This window comes from Endozoicomonas sp. SESOKO3 (assembly GCF_024606255.1).
The window spans coordinates 1-20,508 of the sequence record NZ_JAHHPR010000792.1 but is presented as its reverse complement, the minus strand read 5'-3'; the positions used below and the strand labels follow the sequence as shown (position 1 = coordinate 20,508).

18 protein-coding genes and 1 riboswitch are annotated in these 20,508 nt (G+C 48.8%); of the genes, 16 read left to right on the top strand and 2 right to left on the bottom strand.

The window, feature by feature from the left end; translation table 11 throughout:
- The first annotated feature begins 192 nt into the window (after positions 1-192).
- From KDK18_RS14110 to KDK18_RS14095, 4 genes are all read left to right on the top strand, one after another.
- Positions 193-756 (top strand): hypothetical protein, encoded by a 564-nt coding sequence (locus KDK18_RS14110; protein WP_257255572.1) that lies wholly within the window; start codon positions 193-195, stop codon positions 754-756.
- Positions 757-811: 55 nt separating this feature from the next.
- Positions 812-1,687, top strand: a complete 876-nt coding sequence (locus KDK18_RS14105; protein ID WP_257255571.1) for an SMP-30/gluconolactonase/LRE family protein — start codon at positions 812-814, stop codon at positions 1,685-1,687.
- Between the two features lie 289 nt (positions 1,688-1,976).
- A complete protein-coding gene (locus tag KDK18_RS14100) occupies positions 1,977-2,165 on the top strand; it encodes a hypothetical protein (protein WP_257255570.1) in 189 nt (62 codons plus the stop codon).
- A 120-nt stretch (positions 2,166-2,285) separates the two neighbouring features.
- Complete coding sequence (locus KDK18_RS14095; protein WP_257255569.1) at positions 2,286-2,474, top strand: hypothetical protein; 189 nt, start codon at positions 2,286-2,288, stop codon at positions 2,472-2,474.
- Between the two features lie 385 nt (positions 2,475-2,859).
- On the opposite strand, the gene KDK18_RS14090 is transcribed toward KDK18_RS14095, so the two are convergent.
- Positions 2,860-3,135 carry a hypothetical protein gene (locus KDK18_RS14090; RefSeq protein WP_257255568.1) on the bottom strand — a complete coding sequence of 92 codons (276 nt, stop codon included), beginning with the start codon at positions 3,133-3,135 and terminating at the stop codon, positions 2,860-2,862.
- Between the two features lie 209 nt (positions 3,136-3,344).
- Here KDK18_RS14090 and KDK18_RS14085 point away from each other — a divergent pair, with 209 nt between their 5' ends.
- The 7 genes from KDK18_RS14085 to KDK18_RS14055 all read left to right on the top strand — a co-directional run bounded on the left by KDK18_RS14085 (position 3,345) and on the right by KDK18_RS14055 (position 9,999).
- Positions 3,345-3,500 carry a hypothetical protein gene (locus KDK18_RS14085; protein ID WP_257255567.1) on the top strand — a complete coding sequence of 52 codons (156 nt, stop codon included), beginning with the start codon at positions 3,345-3,347 and terminating at the stop codon, positions 3,498-3,500.
- A 428-nt stretch (positions 3,501-3,928) separates the two neighbouring features.
- Positions 3,929-5,251 (top strand): ribose ABC transporter permease, encoded by a 1,323-nt coding sequence (gene rbsC / locus KDK18_RS14080; protein ID WP_257255566.1) that lies wholly within the window; start codon positions 3,929-3,931, stop codon positions 5,249-5,251.
- A gap of 103 nt (positions 5,252-5,354) precedes the next feature.
- Positions 5,355-6,275: a ribose ABC transporter substrate-binding protein RbsB gene (rbsB, locus tag KDK18_RS14075; protein WP_257255565.1), complete on the top strand. Its 921-nt coding sequence runs from the start codon at positions 5,355-5,357 to the stop codon at positions 6,273-6,275.
- A gap of 62 nt (positions 6,276-6,337) precedes the next feature.
- Positions 6,338-7,300, top strand: a complete 963-nt coding sequence (rbsK, locus tag KDK18_RS14070; RefSeq protein ID WP_257255564.1) for a ribokinase — start codon at positions 6,338-6,340, stop codon at positions 7,298-7,300.
- Positions 7,301-7,312: 12 nt separating this feature from the next.
- The gene (locus tag KDK18_RS14065) at positions 7,313-8,329 is read left to right on the top strand and encodes a LacI family DNA-binding transcriptional regulator (RefSeq protein ID WP_257255563.1); all 1,017 of its coding nucleotides are present in this window, start codon (positions 7,313-7,315) and stop codon (positions 8,327-8,329) included.
- 131 nt (positions 8,330-8,460) lie between these two features.
- On the top strand, positions 8,461-9,411 hold the full coding sequence (gene tal / locus KDK18_RS14060) for a transaldolase (protein WP_257255562.1): 951 nt from the start codon (positions 8,461-8,463) through the stop codon (positions 9,409-9,411).
- Between the two features lie 243 nt (positions 9,412-9,654).
- On the top strand, positions 9,655-9,999 hold the full coding sequence (locus KDK18_RS14055; protein WP_257255561.1) for a Spy/CpxP family protein refolding chaperone: 345 nt from the start codon (positions 9,655-9,657) through the stop codon (positions 9,997-9,999).
- 4 nt (positions 10,000-10,003) lie between these two features.
- Here KDK18_RS14055 and KDK18_RS14050 read toward each other — a convergent pair whose 3' ends face one another.
- Positions 10,004-11,350, bottom strand: coding sequence for a PhoPQ-activated pathogenicity-related family protein (locus tag KDK18_RS14050; RefSeq protein WP_257255559.1), 1,347 nt, complete (start codon positions 11,348-11,350; stop codon positions 10,004-10,006).
- A gap of 249 nt (positions 11,351-11,599) precedes the next feature.
- On the opposite strand from KDK18_RS14050, the gene KDK18_RS14045 reads away from it, so the two are divergent.
- From KDK18_RS14045 to KDK18_RS14025, 5 genes are all read left to right on the top strand, one after another.
- The gene (locus tag KDK18_RS14045; RefSeq protein ID WP_257255558.1) at positions 11,600-12,115 is read left to right on the top strand and encodes a GNAT family N-acetyltransferase; all 516 of its coding nucleotides are present in this window, start codon (positions 11,600-11,602) and stop codon (positions 12,113-12,115) included.
- Between the two features lie 143 nt (positions 12,116-12,258).
- Positions 12,259-13,089, top strand: coding sequence for a phosphodiesterase (locus KDK18_RS14040; protein WP_257255557.1), 831 nt, complete (start codon positions 12,259-12,261; stop codon positions 13,087-13,089).
- The gene (locus KDK18_RS14035; RefSeq protein ID WP_257255556.1) at positions 13,086-13,754 is read left to right on the top strand and encodes a phosphohydrolase; all 669 of its coding nucleotides are present in this window, start codon (positions 13,086-13,088) and stop codon (positions 13,752-13,754) included. Before KDK18_RS14040 ends, KDK18_RS14035 begins: the two co-directional genes overlap by 4 nt.
- 66 nt (positions 13,755-13,820) lie before the next feature.
- Positions 13,821-13,925, top strand: a riboswitch (TPP riboswitch).
- A gap of 86 nt (positions 13,926-14,011) precedes the next feature.
- Positions 14,012-15,739, top strand: a complete 1,728-nt coding sequence (thiC, locus tag KDK18_RS14030) for a phosphomethylpyrimidine synthase ThiC (RefSeq protein WP_306670940.1) — start codon at positions 14,012-14,014, stop codon at positions 15,737-15,739.
- 114 nt (positions 15,740-15,853) lie between these two features.
- The gene (locus KDK18_RS14025) at positions 15,854-20,356 is read left to right on the top strand and encodes a DUF2608 domain-containing protein (protein WP_257255555.1); all 4,503 of its coding nucleotides are present in this window, start codon (positions 15,854-15,856) and stop codon (positions 20,354-20,356) included.
- Positions 20,357-20,508: the final 152 nt, after the last annotated feature.

Here is a 20,508-nt window from a genome sequence, read left to right as displayed (position 1 = left end):
CGTTAAAAAGTGGCTCAAAATGCTCATTTACTCGCTGTAAACTGCGCTTTTTCGCCACTTTTTGCCTTGTCACAGCTTTGCTCGCTACTTTAGCGACACCCTCTAAGAAGAGGGGAACAGGTCGTTCTGGTAGCCAGTTCCTGATCAGGGCTCTGACTATAGTAAAGGGAAGTAATAAGTCAGGGCATTATCATGGAGTTGAGAAAATGGGTACTTGGCGCCGCTATTTTGCTGATTCCGATTGCAGGATACGCAAAGCCAATTTACAAGTGTCAGGTTAATGGCGATGTGGTCTTTACAGAAGAGAAGTGTGACAGCAATGCCAAACCAATTGAGCTCAAGGGGTTGGCGGCACCGCTTGAGCCATTTGATATCGATAAGTTGCGGGGGATGGACGAAAAGTTACGCGTCCAGATGATCGAAGATCGCATTGCTCTGAGGCAGAAGCGGATTCGGACCTATCGTAATCGTATGCAGAGCGAGCTGAAAAAACTTCAGGGAAAAATCAATAAAAAGACCCTGGAGAACAAGAGCCTGCCCCGCAACAGTGTTCAGGAAAAAGAGCTCAATACTCAACTGAAGTCTATTGCAGACAATGTTGAGCTGGATACCAGGGGAACCCTGTCTGATCAGATGAATGCGGTTGTAGTCCGTTATAAAACCCTGATTGAAGCGGAACAATTTCAAATTGAACTGTTGTTGCAGGAGCTCAGGGTTAACCAGATGATGCATCAGAACACCTCCCGGAATCCCTGAAATTTCTTGTAAATTCACTTGCAAGCTCTGGGTACCGGGTTCACTATTCACTCCGATGAAAATCGTCAAAAATGTGCTTGATGCCGGTACTCTTTTAGGGGAATGTCCCCGCTGGCATGAGCCCACGTCTACCCTCTACTGGGTTGATATCACCGGAAAGTCTCTCAACAGCTGGCAACCAGAATCCGGCGCCCGGCAGTCGTTGAGTCTGCCTGAAGAAATAGGCTGTTTTGTGTTCAGGGCGTCTCATGGGCTGGTAGCGGCCTTGCGTTCCGGCTTTGTATTTCTGGATTCCATTGAGTCGGGTCGAATAACTCCTATTTGTGACCCGGAGTCTGATAAACCTCACAATCGCTTGAATGATGGTCGTTGCGATGCTTTGGGGAGGTTCTGGGTGGGATCTGTTTATCCACCGAAAGACAAGTCGGATGCCTGGATCTACATGCTGAATAATCAGCTGGATTGCCAAAGAAAGGCAGGGCCATTTTTAACCAGTAACGGCATCGCTTTCAGTCCGGATAATCGAACGATCTACTATGCGGATTCACCTGAGCAGATTATTTACGCCTGCGACTTTGATCTTGAAAGAGCAGAGTTGAGCAATCGCAGGGTGTTTCATCGATTCCCCGCTGGAAAGGGACGTCCGGATGGTTGTGCTGTCGATGAAGAAGGTTGTTACTGGACAGCACTCTTCGCTGGCGGAGCAGTTGTCAGATTATCGCCCGGCGGGGTTCTTTTGGAGACCATAAGCTTACCCGTTAAATATCCAACCATGGTCGCTTTTGGTGGTGATGATTATTCAACATTGTACATCACCAGTTGCCGTCAGGCCTGTTCTGATGAGGAGCTGGAGTTGTATCCTGAGTCAGGCTCTATTTTTGCTGTAAAGACTGGAGTCAGGGGGCTGAAAGAAAATCGGTTTGCCGTTTAGCAAAATCATCAGTCAGAAAAGTTTCTTTTACTGATAACCACCGCTTCAGTGTCTGTTAATTTCTAATAGAATCAGAATTCCTCATAGTCCCATTCGTGTATTTTCCTGTGCAGATTTGTTGTTGATTGATCCATGGCAGTTTTAGTCGAGGAATGAATCGCTATAGTGCGCCGTGAAAACCTTTGCGCAAACCTTTTACTGAATCTTGGGAGACAACAGTCAATGTGAGCCCGATGGCCATAAGCTTTCTTTTGAGAAAGGCTCGTTGAAACAACGAACGGTAGCCAGTATGAAAAAGACCGGACTTCTCAGCTCAAAGCTTTCCGGGGCCAACCTGGCTATTCCTGAAGGTCAGCCCGGCTCTCATCCGGCATTGCTATCACGGTCTGACAAGATAAGGTCGGTGAATATCCTAGGCTCTTTGCCCGCCAAAGAAACGCTGCAATGGCAGGGTGAAAATAGAGTGATGCTGGTCTGAAAGTAAGTTGTAGCCGCTTGAAAACAGAGTTCCTTTCCTGCTTACATTCATTGAAAACAAGGTCTAAGAGTTCCTCTCTTTGTCAAGCAACGGGCTACTATTTTAAATGACGGTTCCTTAATGATGTCTGTCGTTAATGGCATGAGTCATCCGGTCAATGAGGCTGCTTTGAAGGATGGTTTCGCGCACAGTAGCAGAGTTCCAAAGTCAGACGATAGCTCTCCACTGTTGAAATCTGCCCGAATGTTTTTTCATGTGAGGGGTGAAAACGAAGCTATCCTTAACACGCCTGACTCTCCTAAGGTTTAAGAAGTACAAACTCATGAATTACACAAAATTCTTTAAAAGGCTTCTACTGCTCATGCTGTCGTGTTTCGTAGGGATGCAAGTGGCTAATGCGGAGCTTAACAGTCACGCCAACGAACACGCCGGCATCCCTTCGTCTGTGTATAGTGCTAACTGCCCCTATAACCAGATATGCACTGGCGATATCGTGCTGATTAGCATGGCTGATTTCAGTGCGTATAGGGATATTACCATGCTCCGGACCATGGTTTTTGTTGCGAAGGACGCATATAACCTGTCAAAAGGTTACTCTCAGGTGGCTAGCATCGGACCATTTTTAAATGGTTTTTACTATCGGGTAAAACCCAGTAAGACTTATTACTTCAGTGCTACCTACTACTATAGAGAATCAGGTGGTCACGTGGAACACGTCACCCGGGATTTCTATTTTAAATCCAGAAATGATGCCCATAATCCGGGCGGATACGGCGAGGATGGACCTATATACGCAGGTGAGCCTGAACTCATAGGGCTTCCGTCGATACCAAAATGCCATCGTGAAACAGCAGGGGAATTCTGTACCAACCAGGTAGTTCACATCTTCTGGAATAATGATCGAGGCCCGGGCAAACGCATACAAGACATTGACCTTTTCATTGATGACCAACACGTCAAACACGAGCATGGATCCTATTATAAAGATGGAGGCAATTTCCATGACTTCTACTACGTACTCCCTGCTTCGAAATACAATGGAGCACCGGTAAGTTTCCTTGTTAAGTGGCAAGTCTTGAACACGGATGAAACCTCTCACTTTGAAAGCTCGCAAACATTGGTAAGCAAATATACGCCAGAATGGGCCTCTGCATGTCGGCTACATGACTATTGGCTAAGATGTCAAGATCGTTCATCTGGTCGCTAGGAGTCTGTAAGCGTCCGTTGATAGAGCAGGCTGCTGAACAGTTTGCTATCTGGCGTAATGTAAGACCTGACACAAAAGAAGTTTTGGCAATGCTTCGTCATGAACAAAGTGGAAATGCCCTGTCATAGAGAAGCCTTTCTATTGATAGAAATCTGAATATGGAAAAATCTGCAATGGCATCCTTTCCTACCGAAGAGTTCCTGCCCGGAGATCTTGTTTTTCAGCTGCGAGCAGGAGGATAGGCCTAGTGGGGCATTAGCCGGTTGTTTTCTGGCCGAGATAGCATAGCCATTAACCATGTAGGTCTCTAAGATGGTGATGGGCAGATTATTGAGGCTATTATGCCCGGGATCACAAAATCATCGGTCGATGATTCTGTGAGTCGCTCTGTTGTCGATAACCATGGTGGCCCCTGTATTCTGATATGCCGACTCCAGCCTGAGTATCATCAATTGATTATTCCAGCTCTGAAGACCGCAAAGGTGATGGTCTTGTGCTGGACTTTCGGTGTCTGAAAACATGAGTCTCTGCAGTCTGGAGCAGTTCCAGAGTGCCAGTGGCAAGACCGGTCGCAGCCGGGACGGAGTCGGTTCAACACTTCATTAAAGCCTTCAATATCAAGATATCTACGGCTAAACAGCTGATCAAGAATCTCAGTGGTGGCAACCAACAAAAAGTGGCGATCGCCAAAGGTTTGATGATCAATCCAAGAGTGCTGATCCTGGATGAGCTAACCCGTGGTGTCGATGTTGGTGCCAAGAAAGAAATCTACCAGTTAATTAATGAATTCAAGAACAAGGGCATGAGTATTTTGCTGGTGTCGTCTGACATGGCAGAAGTTCTGGGCATGACTGAACAAACCCTGAAGGCAGTTGCGCTCAGCCCTGAGCTTACGAGCAGCCCTGAGCCCGTAAAGAGCAACGGTGGCAAGTTCCGCATCAATAAAGAATTCCTGTTCGAGTACAAATCTGTCATTGCTCTGCTGATGATCATGGTGGCCGTCTCAATGATCAGTGACAGCTTCTTCAGCACCAACAATATGCTGAATATTCTACGACAGACTTCCATTAACGCCATCATTGCGGTGGGTATGACCTTCGTCATCCTGACCAGTGGTATCGACCTGGCCGTTGGCTCCATTCTGGCACTGAGTGGTGCTCTGGCGGCAACCCTGATTGGCATAGACTTCAACATTATGCTGGTGGTGACCCTGACTCTCGCAGCTGGTGCTGCCATGGGAGCCATGAGTGGTTTGATAATTGCCAAGGGAAGGGTTCAGGCGTTTATAGCAACACTGGCGACAATGACTCTGCTCCGTGGTGCCACAATGGTATTCACCGACGGTCGTCCCATCTCTGCCAGCAGCGGTGCTGCTTCTGATGCGTTCTCATTTATCGGCAGTGGCTACTTGTTTGGTATTCCTTTCCCGATTTACCTGATGGGATTCACCTTTTTAGCAGCATGGTTCGTGTTAAATCACACACGACTGGGTCGTTACGTCTATGCTCTGGGTGGTAACGAAGCTGCTACTCGTCTGTCCGGTATCAACGTCGATCGTATCAAACTGGCTGTTTACTCCATTTCTGGCGGTCTCTCCGCCCTGGCAGGATTGATTGTCACCAGTCGTCTGGCTTCGGCTCAGCCTACAGCGGGTAATAGTTACGAGCTGGATGCAATTGCTGCGGTAGTGCTGGGTGGAACCAGCCTGACAGGTGGCAGGGGACAGATCACCGGTACTCTGGTTGGTGTGCTGATCATCGGTATCCTGAACAACGCCCTGAACCTGCTCAATGTTTCTTCTTACTATCAGTTGATTGCCAAGGCTCTCGTTATCCTTCTGGCTGTCCTGGTAGACACTCGTTCCTCCAGACAGTCTTAAGAACAAGGCTACTTTCCGTCGTGGAAGTGGTCGTCTGCCAATATAAGGCCGGAATAAACCGGCCAAACAATCGACCACGAGGTTGTTCTCCATGATTTTCTCCATGAAAAAAACATTAGCCATTGCCCTGACTGCAGGTCTGGCTCTGACAGGTTGCAGCAAGCCTGAAGAAGGCACTACGGGTACGGAATCATCTGACGCTTCCGGTCAGAAATCGATGGCGCTGGTGGTGTCTACCCTGAACAACCCTTTCCTTGTCACCCTGAAAGAAGGGGTTGAGAAAAAAGCTCAGGAGCTGGGCTATGACTTGGTGATTCTGGATTCCCAGAATGATTCTGCAAAGGAAATGACCAATACTGAAGATCTGACGGTGCGTGGTGTTGATGCCATCCTTCTGAACCCTACTGATTCAGACGCTGCAGCTAACTCTGTGCGTGCTGCCAACCGTGCTGAAATTCCGGTAGTTACTCTCGATCGTGGGGCTAATGGCGGCAATGTGGTGTCTCATGTGGCTTCCGACAACATTGCCGGTGGTGAGATGGCCGGTGAATTTATTGCCAGTAAGCTAGGCGGAGAGGGTCAGGTGATTCAGCTGGAAGGTGTACCGGGCACGTCCGCTGCTCGTGAGCGTGGTGAAGGTTTCATGAAAGCCATCAAGGGCACTAACCTGGAGCTGGTGGCCAGTCAGCCAGCCGACTTCGACCGTACCAAAGCTCTGAACGTTACCGAAAACCTGCTACAGGCTCATCCGGATGTTAAAGCCATTTTTGCCCAGAACGATGAAATGGCACTGGGTGCCCTGAAGGCCGTACAAGCTGCGAAGAAAGACGTCATCGTCGTAGGTTTTGATGGTACGGATGAAGGGATCCAGTCTGTTCAGGACGGTGGTCTGGCTGCCACCATTGCCCAGCAGGCATCCATGATTGGTGAAATGGGTGTGGAAACTGCGGATAAAGCTATCAAGGGCGAAGAGGTGGCAGTCTATACACCGGTTGAGCTGAAACTGATTACTAAGCAGCCCTGAGCCGATAATGAGTATGACCAGACCTTTGGACTGATCATAGAAGCGAAGATAGAGATAGATTCATGACCAAACAGATTCTTGTTCTTGGCAGTGTGAATGCAGACCATGTACTGAAAGTAGAGTCTTTTCCCCGTCCCGGTGAAACTGTCACTGGCAGTCGCTACGATGTTATTCCCGGTGGTAAAGGTGCCAATCAGGCAGTAGCGAGTGCCAGACTGGGCGGCAACACCCGCTTTCTTGCCTGTGTAGGACAAGATGCTTTTGGTCATGAAATTGTCGACAAGTTCGCAGAAGATGGTATTGATACTTCCCTGATTGAACAGGTGGAAGGCTTAAATACCGGTGTCGCCTTGATTTTTGTCGATGGGCGTGCAGAAAATTGCATTGGTATTGCTGCTGAAGCTAATGCAGCATTAACCCCTGAGCGGGTTCTGGATAAGAAAGCCGGGATTGCCGGTGCTGACTACCTGCTCATGCAGTTGGAAACCCCGCAAGCTTCTATTCTCGAGGCTGCAAAAGTGGCGCGCAGCAACGGTGTTACTGTTGTTATCAACCCGGCACCCGCACGTCCATTGTCTGATGAACTGTTGGCCAACGTTGATACAATCACGCCCAATCAGACAGAAGCAGAACTGCTGACAGGTGTCGCTGTCAATGATCCGGAAAGTGCCTGTCAGGCTGCCTCAGTGCTCCATGACAAGGGAATTTCAACGGTTGTTATCACTATGGGAAGAATGGGTGCGCTGATTTCTGATCAGACGGGTGCCCGAATGGTTCCCGGTTTTGAAGTATCAGCAACCGACACCACCGCTGCAGGCGATACGTTTAATGGTGCACTGCTAGTGAAGCTGGCTGAAGGATTGGATATAGACAGTGCTGCACTTTTTGCCAACGCCGCAGCAGGCATTTCTGTGACTCGCAGTGGTGCGCAGACATCTATCCCGGGAAGGGATGAAGTAGAACAACTTCTGGCAGAACGCATTGCGCATTGCTCAGAAGTACAACAGATTGTGGCAGAACGGTAAGAGAACGGCGCTATGGCAACGATCAAGGATGTTGCAAAGCAGGCAGGAGTTTCCATCTCAACGGTCTCTCATGTTCTGAACGGTACCCGGTTTGTCAGTGAAGATAAGGCATTCCGGGTCAGAAAGGCGGTTATAGCATTGAACTATAAGCCCAGTGCTGTTGCCCGCAGTTTAAAAACGAATAAAACCTACACCATCGGTATGCTCACGGGATCCAATGCCAACCCGTTTTTTGCCGAAGTGATTCATGGTGTTGAAGCCACCTGTTATGAGCGGGGCTATCATCTGGTTCTGTGTAACTCCGACGACAATCTGGATAAACAGGCATCTTATTTGCGGACTCTGGAAGAAAAGCGCATTGATGGCCTGCTGGTGATGTCCGCTCACAGTGCCCCGGGTTTTTTTGAAATGCTGAGTGAGCGTTGCCAATGGCCTCTGCTTATCCTGGACTCTCCGGCTCCGGGTCTGGAAGCCGATGTCATTATGGAAGATCCGGAGCAGGGCGGTTACGAAGCAACCCGTCACCTTCTGGAAAAAGGGCATCGCTCTATTGCCTGTATTAGTGGTCCGACAAAGTTATCGCCGAGTTCACAGCGACTGGCAGGTTATCATAGGGCGTTGGAAGAGTTTGGGATACCGGCCGGGAGTGGCTGGGTTGTTGAAGGGCGTTTGACAGCAGAGAGTGGTTTTTTGGCAGCCAATCGTCTGCTGGATGACCTGGATGCTGGCCAGCAGCCACCATCGGCCCTGTTTGTCGGCAATGATCTGATGGCCATGGGGGTAATATGTGCACTTCAGACCCGGGGTTACAGGATTCCGGATGATATATCCGTGATAGGGTATGATGATATTGAACTTGCGTCGTATACATCGCCGCCATTGACCACGATTCATCAGCCTAAGGCTGAGCTGGGCAGGCTGGCTGCGGATACACTGATTGCACGTATAGAAAACCCGGGTCAAAAGCCTGAGGTAAAAACGCTGCGTTCAACATTGGTTGAACGTCAGTCTGTTAAATCAACGCTGTAAATCCGGACTATAAGTTTTTTCATTCAGACAGTCATGAATACAGATACAATCCTGAGTAGTTCCTGATGAATAGTTCCTGACTATTGTAAGAAAAATGATTGCCAGAATAAAAAGTGAGGATCGAGAGGCCAATGAATCAGTTAGAGCAACTCAAGGGTATGACAAAAGTAGTGGCAGACACCGGCGATATCGAAGCCATTCGTCGATACCGGCCCGTGGATGCTACGACTAATCCATCCCTTATTCTGAAAGCGGCAGAGCTGCCTGCCTATGAGCCACTTTTTAACCATGCCCTGGAGCACGGCAGATCCAAATCTGATGATAAAATGGCACAAGTCAGGCATGCCTGTGATTGGTTGGCCGTAGCGATTGGTAAGGAAGTCCAGCAGGTCGTACCGGGTGTTGTCTCAACAGAAGTCGATGCTCGTTTATCCTTTGATAAAGATGCGACCATTGCCAAAGCTCTTGAGCTGGTTGCCTTATACCGTGAGCAAGGCGCTGACCCTGAGCGTCTGCTGATCAAGATCGCCTCTACCTGGGAAGGTATTGAAGCTGCAAAGGTACTTGAACAGGAAGGCATCCGTTGCAATCTGACTCTGCTGTTCAGCTTTGCCCAGGCACAGGCCAGTGCTGAGGCCGGTGTATTCCTGATTTCTCCATTCGTTGGCCGTATTCTCGACTGGCACAAAAAAACAGAAGGTCGTGACTTTAAAGCGGCTGAAGATCCGGGTGTTGTTTCTGTGACCCGCATATACAACTACTACAAGCAGCATGGCTATAACACGGTGGTCATGGGTGCCAGCTTCCGTAACACGGGTGAGATTATTGAACTGGCGGGTTGTGATTGTCTGACTATTGGCCCGGGCCTGCTGGATGAGCTGGAGAAAACAGAAGTGACTGTTGTTCAGAAACTGTCTCCGGAGAACGCAACCTCCAGTCATAAAAAAGTGATACTGAACGAACAGGCGTTCCGCTGGGCTATGAACGAGGATGCTATGGCCACGGAAAAACTGGCCGAGGGTATTCGTAACTTTGCCAGGGATCAGGTGAAGTTGGAGCGACTGGTTGAATCCAGGCTGTAATGCTTTCAGAAAAAAACGACATCAGACCTTAAGCAGATATCGAAATACTCGGTATCTGGTTCAGGCTTTCCGGAGTAGTTTGGGTCTTCCATATTGGCATGGCAGGCAACTTTCGTTTTATGTATGGCACACTGATTCACAGACTCACTGGGAGGCGCTGCTATGAAACCCGGGACACCTTTTTATCCTCCAGACAACTATTCGTCATCACGGAGCATAATTTCCAGCCTATGGCTGGTTTTTGTGCTGCTGGTATTTTGCACGGTCGGAGTAAAAGCGGCTTCGACTGAAGCGCTCATGGATATGGATGAAGCCTACGGCCAGTTGGAGCAAAAACTGAATCTCACCGACGAACAAAAGCCCAAGGTAGAAGCCATCCTGAAGGAGAGCAGGGCGGTTATTAAAGAGATTCGGGCCTCCGACGAGAATCGGCTAAGTAAAGCCAGGGCGCTCCGTAAAAACAGGGATGAAACCAATAAGAGACTCGCGACGGTATTGAACGATCAGCAGATGCAAACCTATCGGGAACTTCGTAAGGAAATGCGGGATAGGCTGAAAGAATACCGCGGTCAGAAAAAGTCTGAATAGATGTTCAAGGATAAACGTCAGGAGTCACCCGAACGCCTGACGTTAAGATCAGATCCGGATAAGACGCATTGTCAAAAGCCAGCTCAATGAAGAATGCAGTCCATCCATTTTCAGGGGCTTGGGGGCAGAATTGATAGGTCCAGGGTCTTGAGTGGACAGGCGTTATGTGAGTTGCCTGAAAACGTATACCAGCTTGTTGCAGTACATCTTTTCGGAAGTCTCTGGCGTCGGGGTTATGGCAAACCCAGACACGCGCAAGCTTAGGTTCAAGGCTGGTTCTGATTTCCAGGCCACCGTCATCCAGCAGTCGCCAGTTCATGGCGGGCATGTCCTGCTCCGAAATCAGCGCACCAAAGACAGAAGCCATAATCTCATCGATGTTCACAGCACTATCCCGGCCCAGATAATGGCTGGCATTCGGCAAGTACCTGAGCCAGGTTAATTCAGATAATTTCGGATAATAGAAACGGGCAGAGTCCGGTGGAAAGAACTCATCGCAACTGGCGTTAACAATAAACGTGGGCAGGAAGAGCTGATTTCTATAAACAAAAGGGTCGATATCATTGAGCAATTGCTGCATACCCGGAGAGTCCAGCTTTGACAGAATGTCATGATCATTGTCGGCATAATCGCGAATGGCACTGGCAAAGCCGCCGTAAACATTCAGATGATGATGCATACAGGCTTGTATGTTCAGTGCATCAATCACCATTGGAATAAGAGCCATGACCCTCTGATCAGCAGCTGCCGTCAACCATGAAATCCAGCCCCGTTTGGAAGCCCCGGCGATAATGAAATCATCTATTCGGGTGGACCCTTTTTCACTGAACTTTTTACTGAACTCACACAGGGCATCCATGGTTCGGATTACACTCTTAACCATGGGCCACTGGACGGGCATAAAGCCGTTGTTTTCAGGATCTTCCAGAAAGGCTTGCCAGGAAAAAGCAACAAGATCATCTTCCGACCTGGGAACACCATCCTGAAAGGTCAGAGGCTGGTTGGGCACGTCTCTGAGAACGGCTACCGGGGCTTTAGTGAGTTGGCATAATCGTGCACCATCGACGTTATGTGAGGGTGTGAGTTCAAGGGATGGGTCGTGCCTCGATCCTCCATGAATCATTAGCAGACAGGGGTTGTCTGAACCTTCTTCAGGCCAATAGAGCGTCAGGCGGTGTTGCCATTCGGGTTGACGGAGACCAAAGCGAATGCCTTCCTGCCAGGTCTGGGAAATAAGTTCTAAGTGACTCATTGTGACGGCTGGAAACTCGTCAGAATAACAGGTTTCAAGGCAGCGCCAGCTGAAGTTGTCATCTTCTCTATTCAGGAAGTCCAGAAATTCAGGATTCAATGCCAAGCCTCTTGGTTGCTGGAGTTCATTTCAGTGTCATCGGCGGTTATTGATAGAATACAAGCCGGTATTCATTTTGTAGTCAGTCTATCGTTTTTGTGGAAAAAAGATTCGATCTGGCGAACTTTTTTTGTTCCTTCAGGGTCGAAGAGAGCAGTAAACATTTATTTATTGGGTACAGGTTCTGGTTAAAGCCAAAAAATCGGCTAAACATTATCTTGCCTGATCATGAAGTTTCTGGAGTCTCATGTGCTGATTGTTGCCGAAACCCCCCGACTGATCCTTCGAACCTGGCAAGAAGCCGATTTAAAGCCGTATGCCGATATCACGGGATCGGTTCAAAAAGAACCGCGTTATGGTGCTCACTCCCCCGCCTCTGAAGCAGAAACCGACCTCTGGCGTTTTCAAATCGAACTTGACCAGAGGGGCTGGTCTCGTTGGGCGGTTGTGCTTAAAGAGACTTACCAGCTGATTGGCAGCTGTGGATTTTCAGCCTATGGCGATACTGTCGAAATGAGCTGGCGATTCAGTCAGGAGTATCGTGGCCGCGGGCTGGTGATTGAAGCGGCTGAAGCAGTGACCGACCTGGGGTTCAGAAGATTGGGCTTCAAGGAAATCATCTCTTTTGCTTCACCTCAGAATGAATTTGCCCTTGATGTGATTGAATCATTGGGCATGAGTCTGGCGGGGTATGAAGGCTGGTGTAATGTAACGGTTGCCCGGTTTACTCTGAGTTCGGCAGAAGCTCTCAGTCCCCACCATTAGGATTGCTTCCGGATCGGAGATATCTCTCGTGTATTGGTTGGCAGTCTCGCCAGTCTGGGAACCCGTTGTAAACGGGCTTCCCCTAAAGCGAGCACTTTTCCGAACGATCATTCAAGCTGAGAACAATAACGGAGTCGCATTACATGACCTATCGATTTGTACACTTCTCTGATCCCCAGTTAGTTCCGGCGGGAATGTTGAATTATGACATTGACCCACAGGCAAGGTTGAAGCACTGCGTCGACACACTTTTGCAGCAAGTGCCGGAATCCAGCGCTTGCATCATCACAGGTGACCTGACTCACTGGGGCGAAAAAGAGGCCTATAAAGCCTTGAAAGAAGAACTCGACAGGTTGTCTTTCCCGGTTTACTGCCTGATGGGCAATCATGATCACAGACAAAATTTTCTGGATGTTTTCCCAAACCATCCAAGGCAGCAGGAGGGCTTTATCCAATTTACGGTTGAGACAGAACTGGTCAACCTGATCTGTCTGGATACGCTGGATGACAGAAAACGCAGTGGGGTTCTCTGCGAGCAAAGACTGGCATGGCTGAAGCATGAACTGGAAGCTGCAAACAAACCGGTTTGTCTGTTTATGCACCATCCTCCATTTGAAACGGGATTGGCAAGCATGGACAGGGACAATCTGGTCAATTCAGAAGCACTCAGGTCAATGATTCAGCCCCACAAAGAATGGATCAGGCATTTGTTTTTCGGTCATTTGCACCGCTCTGTTTCGGGTCATTGGCAGGGAATCAGCTTTTCATGCCCACCTTCTCTGGTTCATCAGACACCTTTTAATTTTGATAACCCCAAGCCTGACTCTGTTTCGCCAGAGCCTCCAGTTTATAACCTGGTAGATATTCATCCCGACAGACTGGTTGTCCACACTCACAATTTTTTGCATGATTCTCCCACTATTAACAGCAGAGCCTGTCAGCGCTATCAAAAGCCTCTGGACCCTGAATTATGAAATTTAATGAACCTGCACTTCTGAAAAACTGGGAAAAACGTTTTGTAGAATTTCTGCAAGACCGGGATTGCGAGGATGCCTCTCACGACATTTCCCACTTTCAGCGGGTCTGGAAAACGGCACAACAGCTGATGGATGAAGGCCATTTTGACATTAACCGGCTGGTGGTTCTTGCTGCCTGTTATTTTCACGATATTGTTGTGTTGCCAAAAAACCATCCGGAGCGCTCGAAAGCTTCCACCCTTTCGGCTGAAGAGACTGAAGTTTGCCTGAAATCTCTGGCGTTTCCTGAAGACCTGATCGCTGCCGTGTGTCATGCAGTAAAAACTCACAGTTATTCCGCTAACATCCCCCCTGAAACTTTGGAAGCTGAAGTGGTTCAGGATGCGGACAGGATGGAAGCCCTTGGGGCGATTGGCATTGCCCGTTGTTTTTATACGGGTGGCAAGCTGGGCCAGAAACTGTTTGATCCCGAAGACCCTATGGGGAAAAACAGGACACTGAACGATCGTCAGTACTCACTGGATCATTTTGAAATCAAGCTCTTGCAGATTCAGAAGACCATGAAAACAGAGCCCGGGCGCAACATGGCAGTTCGTCACAGCGACTTTTTGCAGTCCTTCCGAACTCAGCTGTGTAAGGAGCTTTCAGGCGACTACAGCTAAATAAAGTCTTGGTTTTTTTTGTATCTTTGTACTATTAACCTCTTAGCAATCTGCTTATACTTTCCGGCAATCTTGTCGGAGCGCCACGGGCTGAGACCGAAAGTTTTTTTTTCGGAATCCGTAGAACCTGCTCAGGTTAATACCTGCGAAGGGAACAAGATGGCCTATCCGGCAAGCTATTTCGAAACAGTCGTGAACTGGAAAACAGTCTTGAACTGGAAAACAGTCATGAACTCAACGTGAAGGATACTGAAACGATGGCTTGCGAGAAAAATGCGTCCGGTTTTGACCGGCAGTTACTGATGGACGCCTGTCGCCCCTTTCCCAACTCCCAAAAAACCTATGTAACAGGCAGTCGCGAAGACATTCGTGTCGGTATGAGAGAAGTTCATCTGCACGATACCCCTGAGCGTTTTGGTGGCGGCAAGAATGAACCGGTTCGGATTTATGATACGTCGGGCAGCTACACGGAGAGTGGTGTTCCTCATGATTTGAATGAGGGCTTGCCGGGTTTGCGCTCAAAGTGGATTGAAGAAAGAGCTGATACTGAGCTGCTCAACGATCGGTCCTCAGAATTTGCCCGCTCCCGTCAGTTTGATCTGCGTCTGCAGGAGATTCGCTTCAAAGCACTGAGAACGCCCCGCAGAGCCAGGGCGGGCCAAAATGTCTCACAGCTGTATTACGCCAGACAGGGGATAATCACTCCTGAAATGGAGTTTATTGCGATTCGTGAGAATATGGGGCGTACCGAAGGCTCTCACATCACTCCAGAGTTTGTCAGAAAGGAAGTCGCTGAAGGGCGGGCCATTATCCCGGCCAACATTAATCACCCTGAGTCCGAGCCCATGATTATCGGGCGTAACTTTTTGGTGAAGATCAATGCCAATATTGGTAATTCTGCGGTGACCTCTTCCATTGAAGAAGAAGTTGAAAAGATGCTCTGGTCTGTTCGCTGGGGTGGCGATACGGTGATGGACTTATCCACAGGCAAGAACATCCATGAAACCCGTGAGTGGATTATCAGGAACTCGCCAGTGCCTATCGGTACGGTGCCTATCTATCAGGCTCTGGAAAAGGTCAAAGGCAAGGTGAAAGACCTGAACTGGGAAGTCATGAAGGACACCATCATCGAGCAGGCAGAACAGGGCGTGGATTACATGACGATCCATGCCGGTGTCCTCAGGGAACATGTTGCTAAAACCAGAAACCGGGTGACAGGTATTGTTTCCCGGGGGGGAGGTATTCTGGGGCAGTGGGCAGAGATGCATGATGCCGAGAATTTCCTTTACGACAATTTCCGTGAGCTGTGTCAGATCTGTCAGGCGTACGATATCAGCCTGTCTCTGGGTGATGGTTTGCGACCTGGTTGTATCGCCGATGCCAACGATGAAGCGCAATTTGGCGAACTGAAAACCCTTGGGGAACTGACAAAAATTGCCTGGGAATACGATGTTCAGGTCATGATTGAGGGACCGGGCCATGTGCCCATGCACCTCATTAAGGAAAACATGGAGATGCAACTGGAGCACTGTCATGAAGCGCCTTTCTATACCCTTGGGCCTCTGACGACTGATGTGGCACCGGGCTATGACCACATTACTTCAGGTATCGGAGCTGCCATGATCGGCTGGTATGGCTGTGCGATGCTTTGTTATGTCACACCCAAAGAGCATCTCGGTCTGCCTGATAGAGATGATGTAAAAGCAGGTCTGATTGCCTATAAAATTGCCGCTCATGCTGCTGATTTGGCCAAAGGTCATCCCGGTGCCCAGATTCGTGATAATGCTTTGTCCAAGGCGCGCTTTGAATTCCGCTGGCTGGATCAGTTTAACCTGGCTCTGGACCCCGATACGGCAAAAGCCTATCACGATGAGACATTACCTCAGGAAGGTGCGAAGGAGTCAGAGTTCTGCTCCATGTGCGGACCTGATTTCTGTCCCATGCGGATGACTCAGGATGTTCGCGAACTGGAAGAAACTGCCTGAAAATAAACGCTGGGAGTCAGTCGTCTGGCTGACTCCTTCTGACCTGTCGAATATATGACGTCACCACTGCTTGCTAATCTTTTGGGAGTGCTTTGCTCAATCCAGGAGGTCATAGTGGTTCCGTTTTCTCCTCAATCATTTCTGAGTTTCTTTCAATCCCGTAAAGACGCTGCAGGCCAGTACCCCATCCTTGATAGGGGGCAATTGTCATCGGAAAAAGTCGGTTGGGTTCGGGGGCCGTCTGATAAGTACACTGCTTTTTGTCGCTCCGTAAAAATTTATTACGAGCGAGAGAACGAACTCATGGATAAGCCGGAGTTGCAGGGTGTTAGTCGTATAGTACAAACGGCCACCGGGTCTGCAACCCCGCTGTTCAAAAGAGATGTGTCAATCACAAATCCGGCCACGCCAAGAAAAGCCAGTGAGTGGAATGATGAGTTTATAGCGGTAAATCAGGCGAGTCTGACGGTGTTGCATGAGGCTGAGGTTGAGTTGGTTCAGTTGCTCCTGAACAAAGCGCCAGAGGATGAAATACAGGCAGCAGTTGAAAACCTGATAACAATGTTCTGTTTGACCACTAAAAGCAGAGACGGGGGTGACTGGGAAGCCCATTTAAGGGACTTTATGGAATCCGAGAAAGTGGATATCCGGATTCAATGTGCAAGACACCGGGCTCCTGATGAAGAGAAGCCTTATGACCTGGCCTTGCCCCACGCAAGAGCGAATGCATCAGGGAAAAGAGTCTTCACCTCACCGCATACGGGTGATCTGGACCTGCATTTTGGCATGATGGATCGTGCTATTGATTATTTCAAGGCAAACCCACCCAGAGGCGTTCAACATACCAGACAGGATCGGAAGCAAGCCGGCTTTAGTCATGCACTTGATAATGTCAAGCAGCCTCAACGATTGTCTCCAAATACGCCACCGAAATTAAAAGAGAAGCTGATCGACGAAGCCTGCCAGTTATTTGTAGCGATTATCGGAGACAGACAATACGGTTTGACCGTTCAGGACATGAAACAGGCTTATCGGGATAAAGTGATGACCGATGAAATGGTCAACGCCTGTCTGGATAATATGCAGTTTGATGATCCTCAACTCAACGAACTGGGGCGTTTGGTTCAGGAAGGCAAGTTAATGTACGGAGCTTTTGCCACAGATGACGTTGACTCTACACCTGTCTTTACCAATCTTGAAGACTTACTGCAGTTCTTGAGGGAGTCTTCGGAATCTACTGACGACAGCAACGAGTCGGATGATGAAGATTGGCAAACGTGCCAGAGCTCATTGAGCGATGTGAGCGATGACTTTGTTGGCCCACAGCTACCGGTAGCAGCAGCAACAGCAGAGCAGCTTGAAGCCTTTAAAAAAGCTCAGGCATTCAACCCGGATGTAAAAGATGCAGACCTTGCGGTGGCTGTTGATCTTTTAAATACCGATGAAGAGCTGGCACGTGGAGTTCTGAATAGAAGTCCTCTTCGGCAGGATTACATCCGTGAGTTTTCCGGGTTAATTGTGGTAACGGCCAAAACCAGGGTTCCATCAATGGAAGGAGCCTCTGTCGCTGAGCAGACAGCTCAGCAGACAGCAATGACACCTCCTGCCATTCCGGAAAAACCGCCCGTAGCTTCTGCTGCGATCGCTATGCCATTAGAGCAGGCTTCATGGCCATTGTCGGGAATGGACGACACTCAACAACAATTCCTGACTATGAAGGCCCGGTGGGATAGTCTGCAGCCATCCCGCCAGCAACCCGACCGGCTTGTTAGTGAGCAGTTTAATCAGCATCCGGTTAATGCAGGCTCCTTTGAGAATGCTGAAAGTGATCTGGAAGAACAGCATCGACAGTTGCTAAATGAGATGCAACAGAATATGGACGCAGAAACATTTGACCTGATCAAGGAAGATATGGATCGGGCTCATAACTGCTCCAGAATTAAACTTGAATACCAGTTCGGACGGATTGATAAGGATGAAGCCAAACGGCAGATAACCGAAAGAAGTTTTGGCGGTGAAAGAGCAGGTCACCTTGCCGAGCTGGATAGACTGACACCCCATAAGCAGACGCTGATTTCAGCCGATGAAGAAGTTGAATTTGAACTGCTTAACAGCGTTGTGTCTGAACTGTATAAAAGACAGGCTGCGGGTAACTCAAACTGTCAGGGCTTTGCCAACTCTCTGGAGCACTTTGCCAGAGGCAGGGGTTATAACCAGGTTCATGGCATTTCAACGCCGATAGAGCTTGCTTTTGATGCCAGTCAGACGACACCTATTGTGGGTTGGGTTCAGGTTGATGGTCTTGAGGAAAAGCAGCATCACCATGAGTTTCAGAATCGTGTGGGTGAATTTTTCGAAGCCATCAAAAAGGGTCAGCAAAGACAGCCAGATGCGGCCAAAAGACCATTAGCCGAGGCTTTTGATAGTGACCGATACGTTGTCCTTAAATCGGGTACCAGTGGTGGTGCAGGCCACTATACCTTTGTGCAAAGACTGAAGTCATCCGGGCGATTTATCGTAGTGGATGCGCAAAACAGGCAGATGTTTCCTGTACTCAATCCCGATGGCACACCGACGGATGAAGCCAGGGCGTACTTCAACAATGTCTCCGTCCAGGCGTACTCCCCAGAGTTTTTGAGTGATGAGCACTATGACAGGGAGATTGACAGCACTAACCTCTGTCTGGCTAATGATCGAAATTATGGCCATCTGATCGGGGTCTTTGAGCATCTGGAAAGAGTGCCTGAACAATGCCAGAAAAGTATTGAAGAGGCCGCTGACTGGTTATCCACAAATGTGAACGGAGCACCTGCCAGAGATGAAATTATCAAAGGGTTGGAAAAAGCTCCCGGGCGTGAGCTATGGTCTTCGCTGTGGGATGGGACCTATCAGCTCAAAAGACCCAGTGAAGTCGAGCCTTTGAAGCAACGTTTTGACGTCTTCGATCCAAAGAAAGGGCAAGACTGGTGTCGCTATCTGATCAAGAATCTGGGGCGTCTGACCGCTGAGCAAAGAAGTACACGTCGAACGGCTTATGAAACGTTTCAACAACTCAGAAACAGCGATACACAGATTGATCAGGCGATGAAAGATGTTCAGGAAACCAACTTTAATGCTGCGTTTCCGACAGAGCGGGAGTGGGATGAGTTCTGTGGTCCTGATGTAGATATGAACGTAAAGGCTAATATCGACAGGGCTGAGCAACAGGTGATCAATGCTCAACCGATTAGTAAACCGGCTGCAATGAAACAACTAATGGATGACTTATGGAAGTTATCTCCAGCTGCATCACAAAGTCGAAAGCAGGCTGCTCAGGAACTGGTACAGATTCGACCTGAACTCCAATTGAGTCCGGTGGAGGTAGAAGCGAATCTATCCAGATGTTTCTCTGAAGCGGGTTGGGATTTCCTCTGGGGAGGGTTGAACCTGAAGCGCAGCCAGATGAGTTCTCTGCAGATGAGAATGGACGAAGCGAAAGTCTCCAGACCCAATGAAATGAAAGCATTGATGGTTGAGGTGTTAAGGCTTTCTGATCGTGCTGCCAGAGATATAAAGCTTGCCTCGCAGGAACTGGCTGAGATACGACGCGATTTAGGTCTTGGAGCTGAAGAGATCGAAAGAAACTTGAAACGGGCATTCCCGGGTGATGACTGGAAAATACAAAATCGTGCTCTCAGGGGGAGGGCTAGAGAAGTCAAAGACGATATCAAGCTGAACCTGATGGATCGTGGTCGTCAGGTCATGACCTGGGGGCAAGATGTGCAGGGGCCAGTAGTTGAAGCCAAAGCACCGGAAGCAGTGCAGGCCGTACCAGAACCTGTGCTGGTTCGCGAGTCAAAAAGATTGGAGAAATCAGAAAACATTGGGGAAGTGCTGGCGCACATCAAGCCTGGCGAACCTGTTGTGGTCTGCTTTGATTTGGATGAAACGCTCATCGCCAAAGATATAGTGGCTGGTGGTCGTCAAGAGAGGCGTATGGTCAATCCTGATACGGCCAAAATCATTCAGGACATTCGAACAAAGGCGGGTCCGGGTAATGCCAAAATTATCCTGCTTACCGCCAATGAAGAAGACTCTTTGAGAGAAAAACTTGAAAAAACGCAACTCGACAGACATCTGTTTGATGATGCAATCACGATCAAAGTCCAAACGGGGCCACTGAAAACCAAGGGTCAGGGCTTGCATCACTACCTCGACACATCCGGGCACCCGGCACAGCACGTCGTTATGGTAGACGACGTGCAGGGCATGTTGGATTCTGTTGAAAAGGCCGCTGATCAACGTGGCATACCCTATACAACATTCCACTTTTATGGCGCTAAACCGATGACCTACAGGGTGGATTTTGCTGCTATTAAAGACACGTTCATGTCTGAAGATGGAGAAGGTCCTGATATCAGTTTTGAGCGATTTACTGAGTTGCAGAAGTTGTCCGATGTCAGGGGCTGGAGTTCTGAAGAATTAAGAGCGATCTATATAAACGAATCACCCTCAATGAGGGGTAAGTTTGATAGTTTGAAAGTGTTCAACCCCAGTTTTGAGTGGCAAAACTATAAATTACCGAGAGACTATCAGCCTCCCCGGCATTTGGGGAGACCAGTAATTGGTGTTAAATAATCAGAGAATCAGCGACAAGGTTCGGATAAGAAACTCAGTCTGAGCCTCATTGCCCAGATTAATTCTTAAGCCGACTCTGCCACTTTCATCGGCCTTCGGTCGAACCAGAATATGGTGAGCCCTGAGGTGTTTTTCGATCTCATCCGGATTAT

Coding starts and splice junctions, on each gene's coding strand:
- KDK18_RS14065 (WP_257255563.1), top strand. CDS start 7,313: ATGGCAACGATCAAGGATGTTGCAAAGCAGGCAGGAGTTTCCATCTCA.
- KDK18_RS14090 (WP_257255568.1), bottom strand. CDS start 3,135: ATGCTCGTGTTTGACGTGTTGGTCATCAATGAAAAGGTCAATGTCTTG.
- rbsB (WP_257255565.1), top strand. CDS start 5,355: ATGAAAAAAACATTAGCCATTGCCCTGACTGCAGGTCTGGCTCTGACA.
- thiC (WP_306670940.1), top strand. CDS start 14,012: ATGGCTTGCGAGAAAAATGCGTCCGGTTTTGACCGGCAGTTACTGATG.
- KDK18_RS14110 (WP_257255572.1), top strand. CDS start 193: ATGGAGTTGAGAAAATGGGTACTTGGCGCCGCTATTTTGCTGATTCCG.
- KDK18_RS14100 (WP_257255570.1), top strand. CDS start 1,977: ATGAAAAAGACCGGACTTCTCAGCTCAAAGCTTTCCGGGGCCAACCTG.
- KDK18_RS14105 (WP_257255571.1), top strand. CDS start 812: ATGAAAATCGTCAAAAATGTGCTTGATGCCGGTACTCTTTTAGGGGAA.
- KDK18_RS14085 (WP_257255567.1), top strand. CDS start 3,345: ATGTCAAGATCGTTCATCTGGTCGCTAGGAGTCTGTAAGCGTCCGTTG.
- tal (WP_257255562.1), top strand. CDS start 8,461: ATGAATCAGTTAGAGCAACTCAAGGGTATGACAAAAGTAGTGGCAGAC.
- KDK18_RS14035 (WP_257255556.1), top strand. CDS start 13,086: ATGAAATTTAATGAACCTGCACTTCTGAAAAACTGGGAAAAACGTTTT.
- KDK18_RS14095 (WP_257255569.1), top strand. CDS start 2,286: ATGATGTCTGTCGTTAATGGCATGAGTCATCCGGTCAATGAGGCTGCT.
- rbsK (WP_257255564.1), top strand. CDS start 6,338: ATGACCAAACAGATTCTTGTTCTTGGCAGTGTGAATGCAGACCATGTA.
- KDK18_RS14040 (WP_257255557.1), top strand. CDS start 12,259: ATGACCTATCGATTTGTACACTTCTCTGATCCCCAGTTAGTTCCGGCG.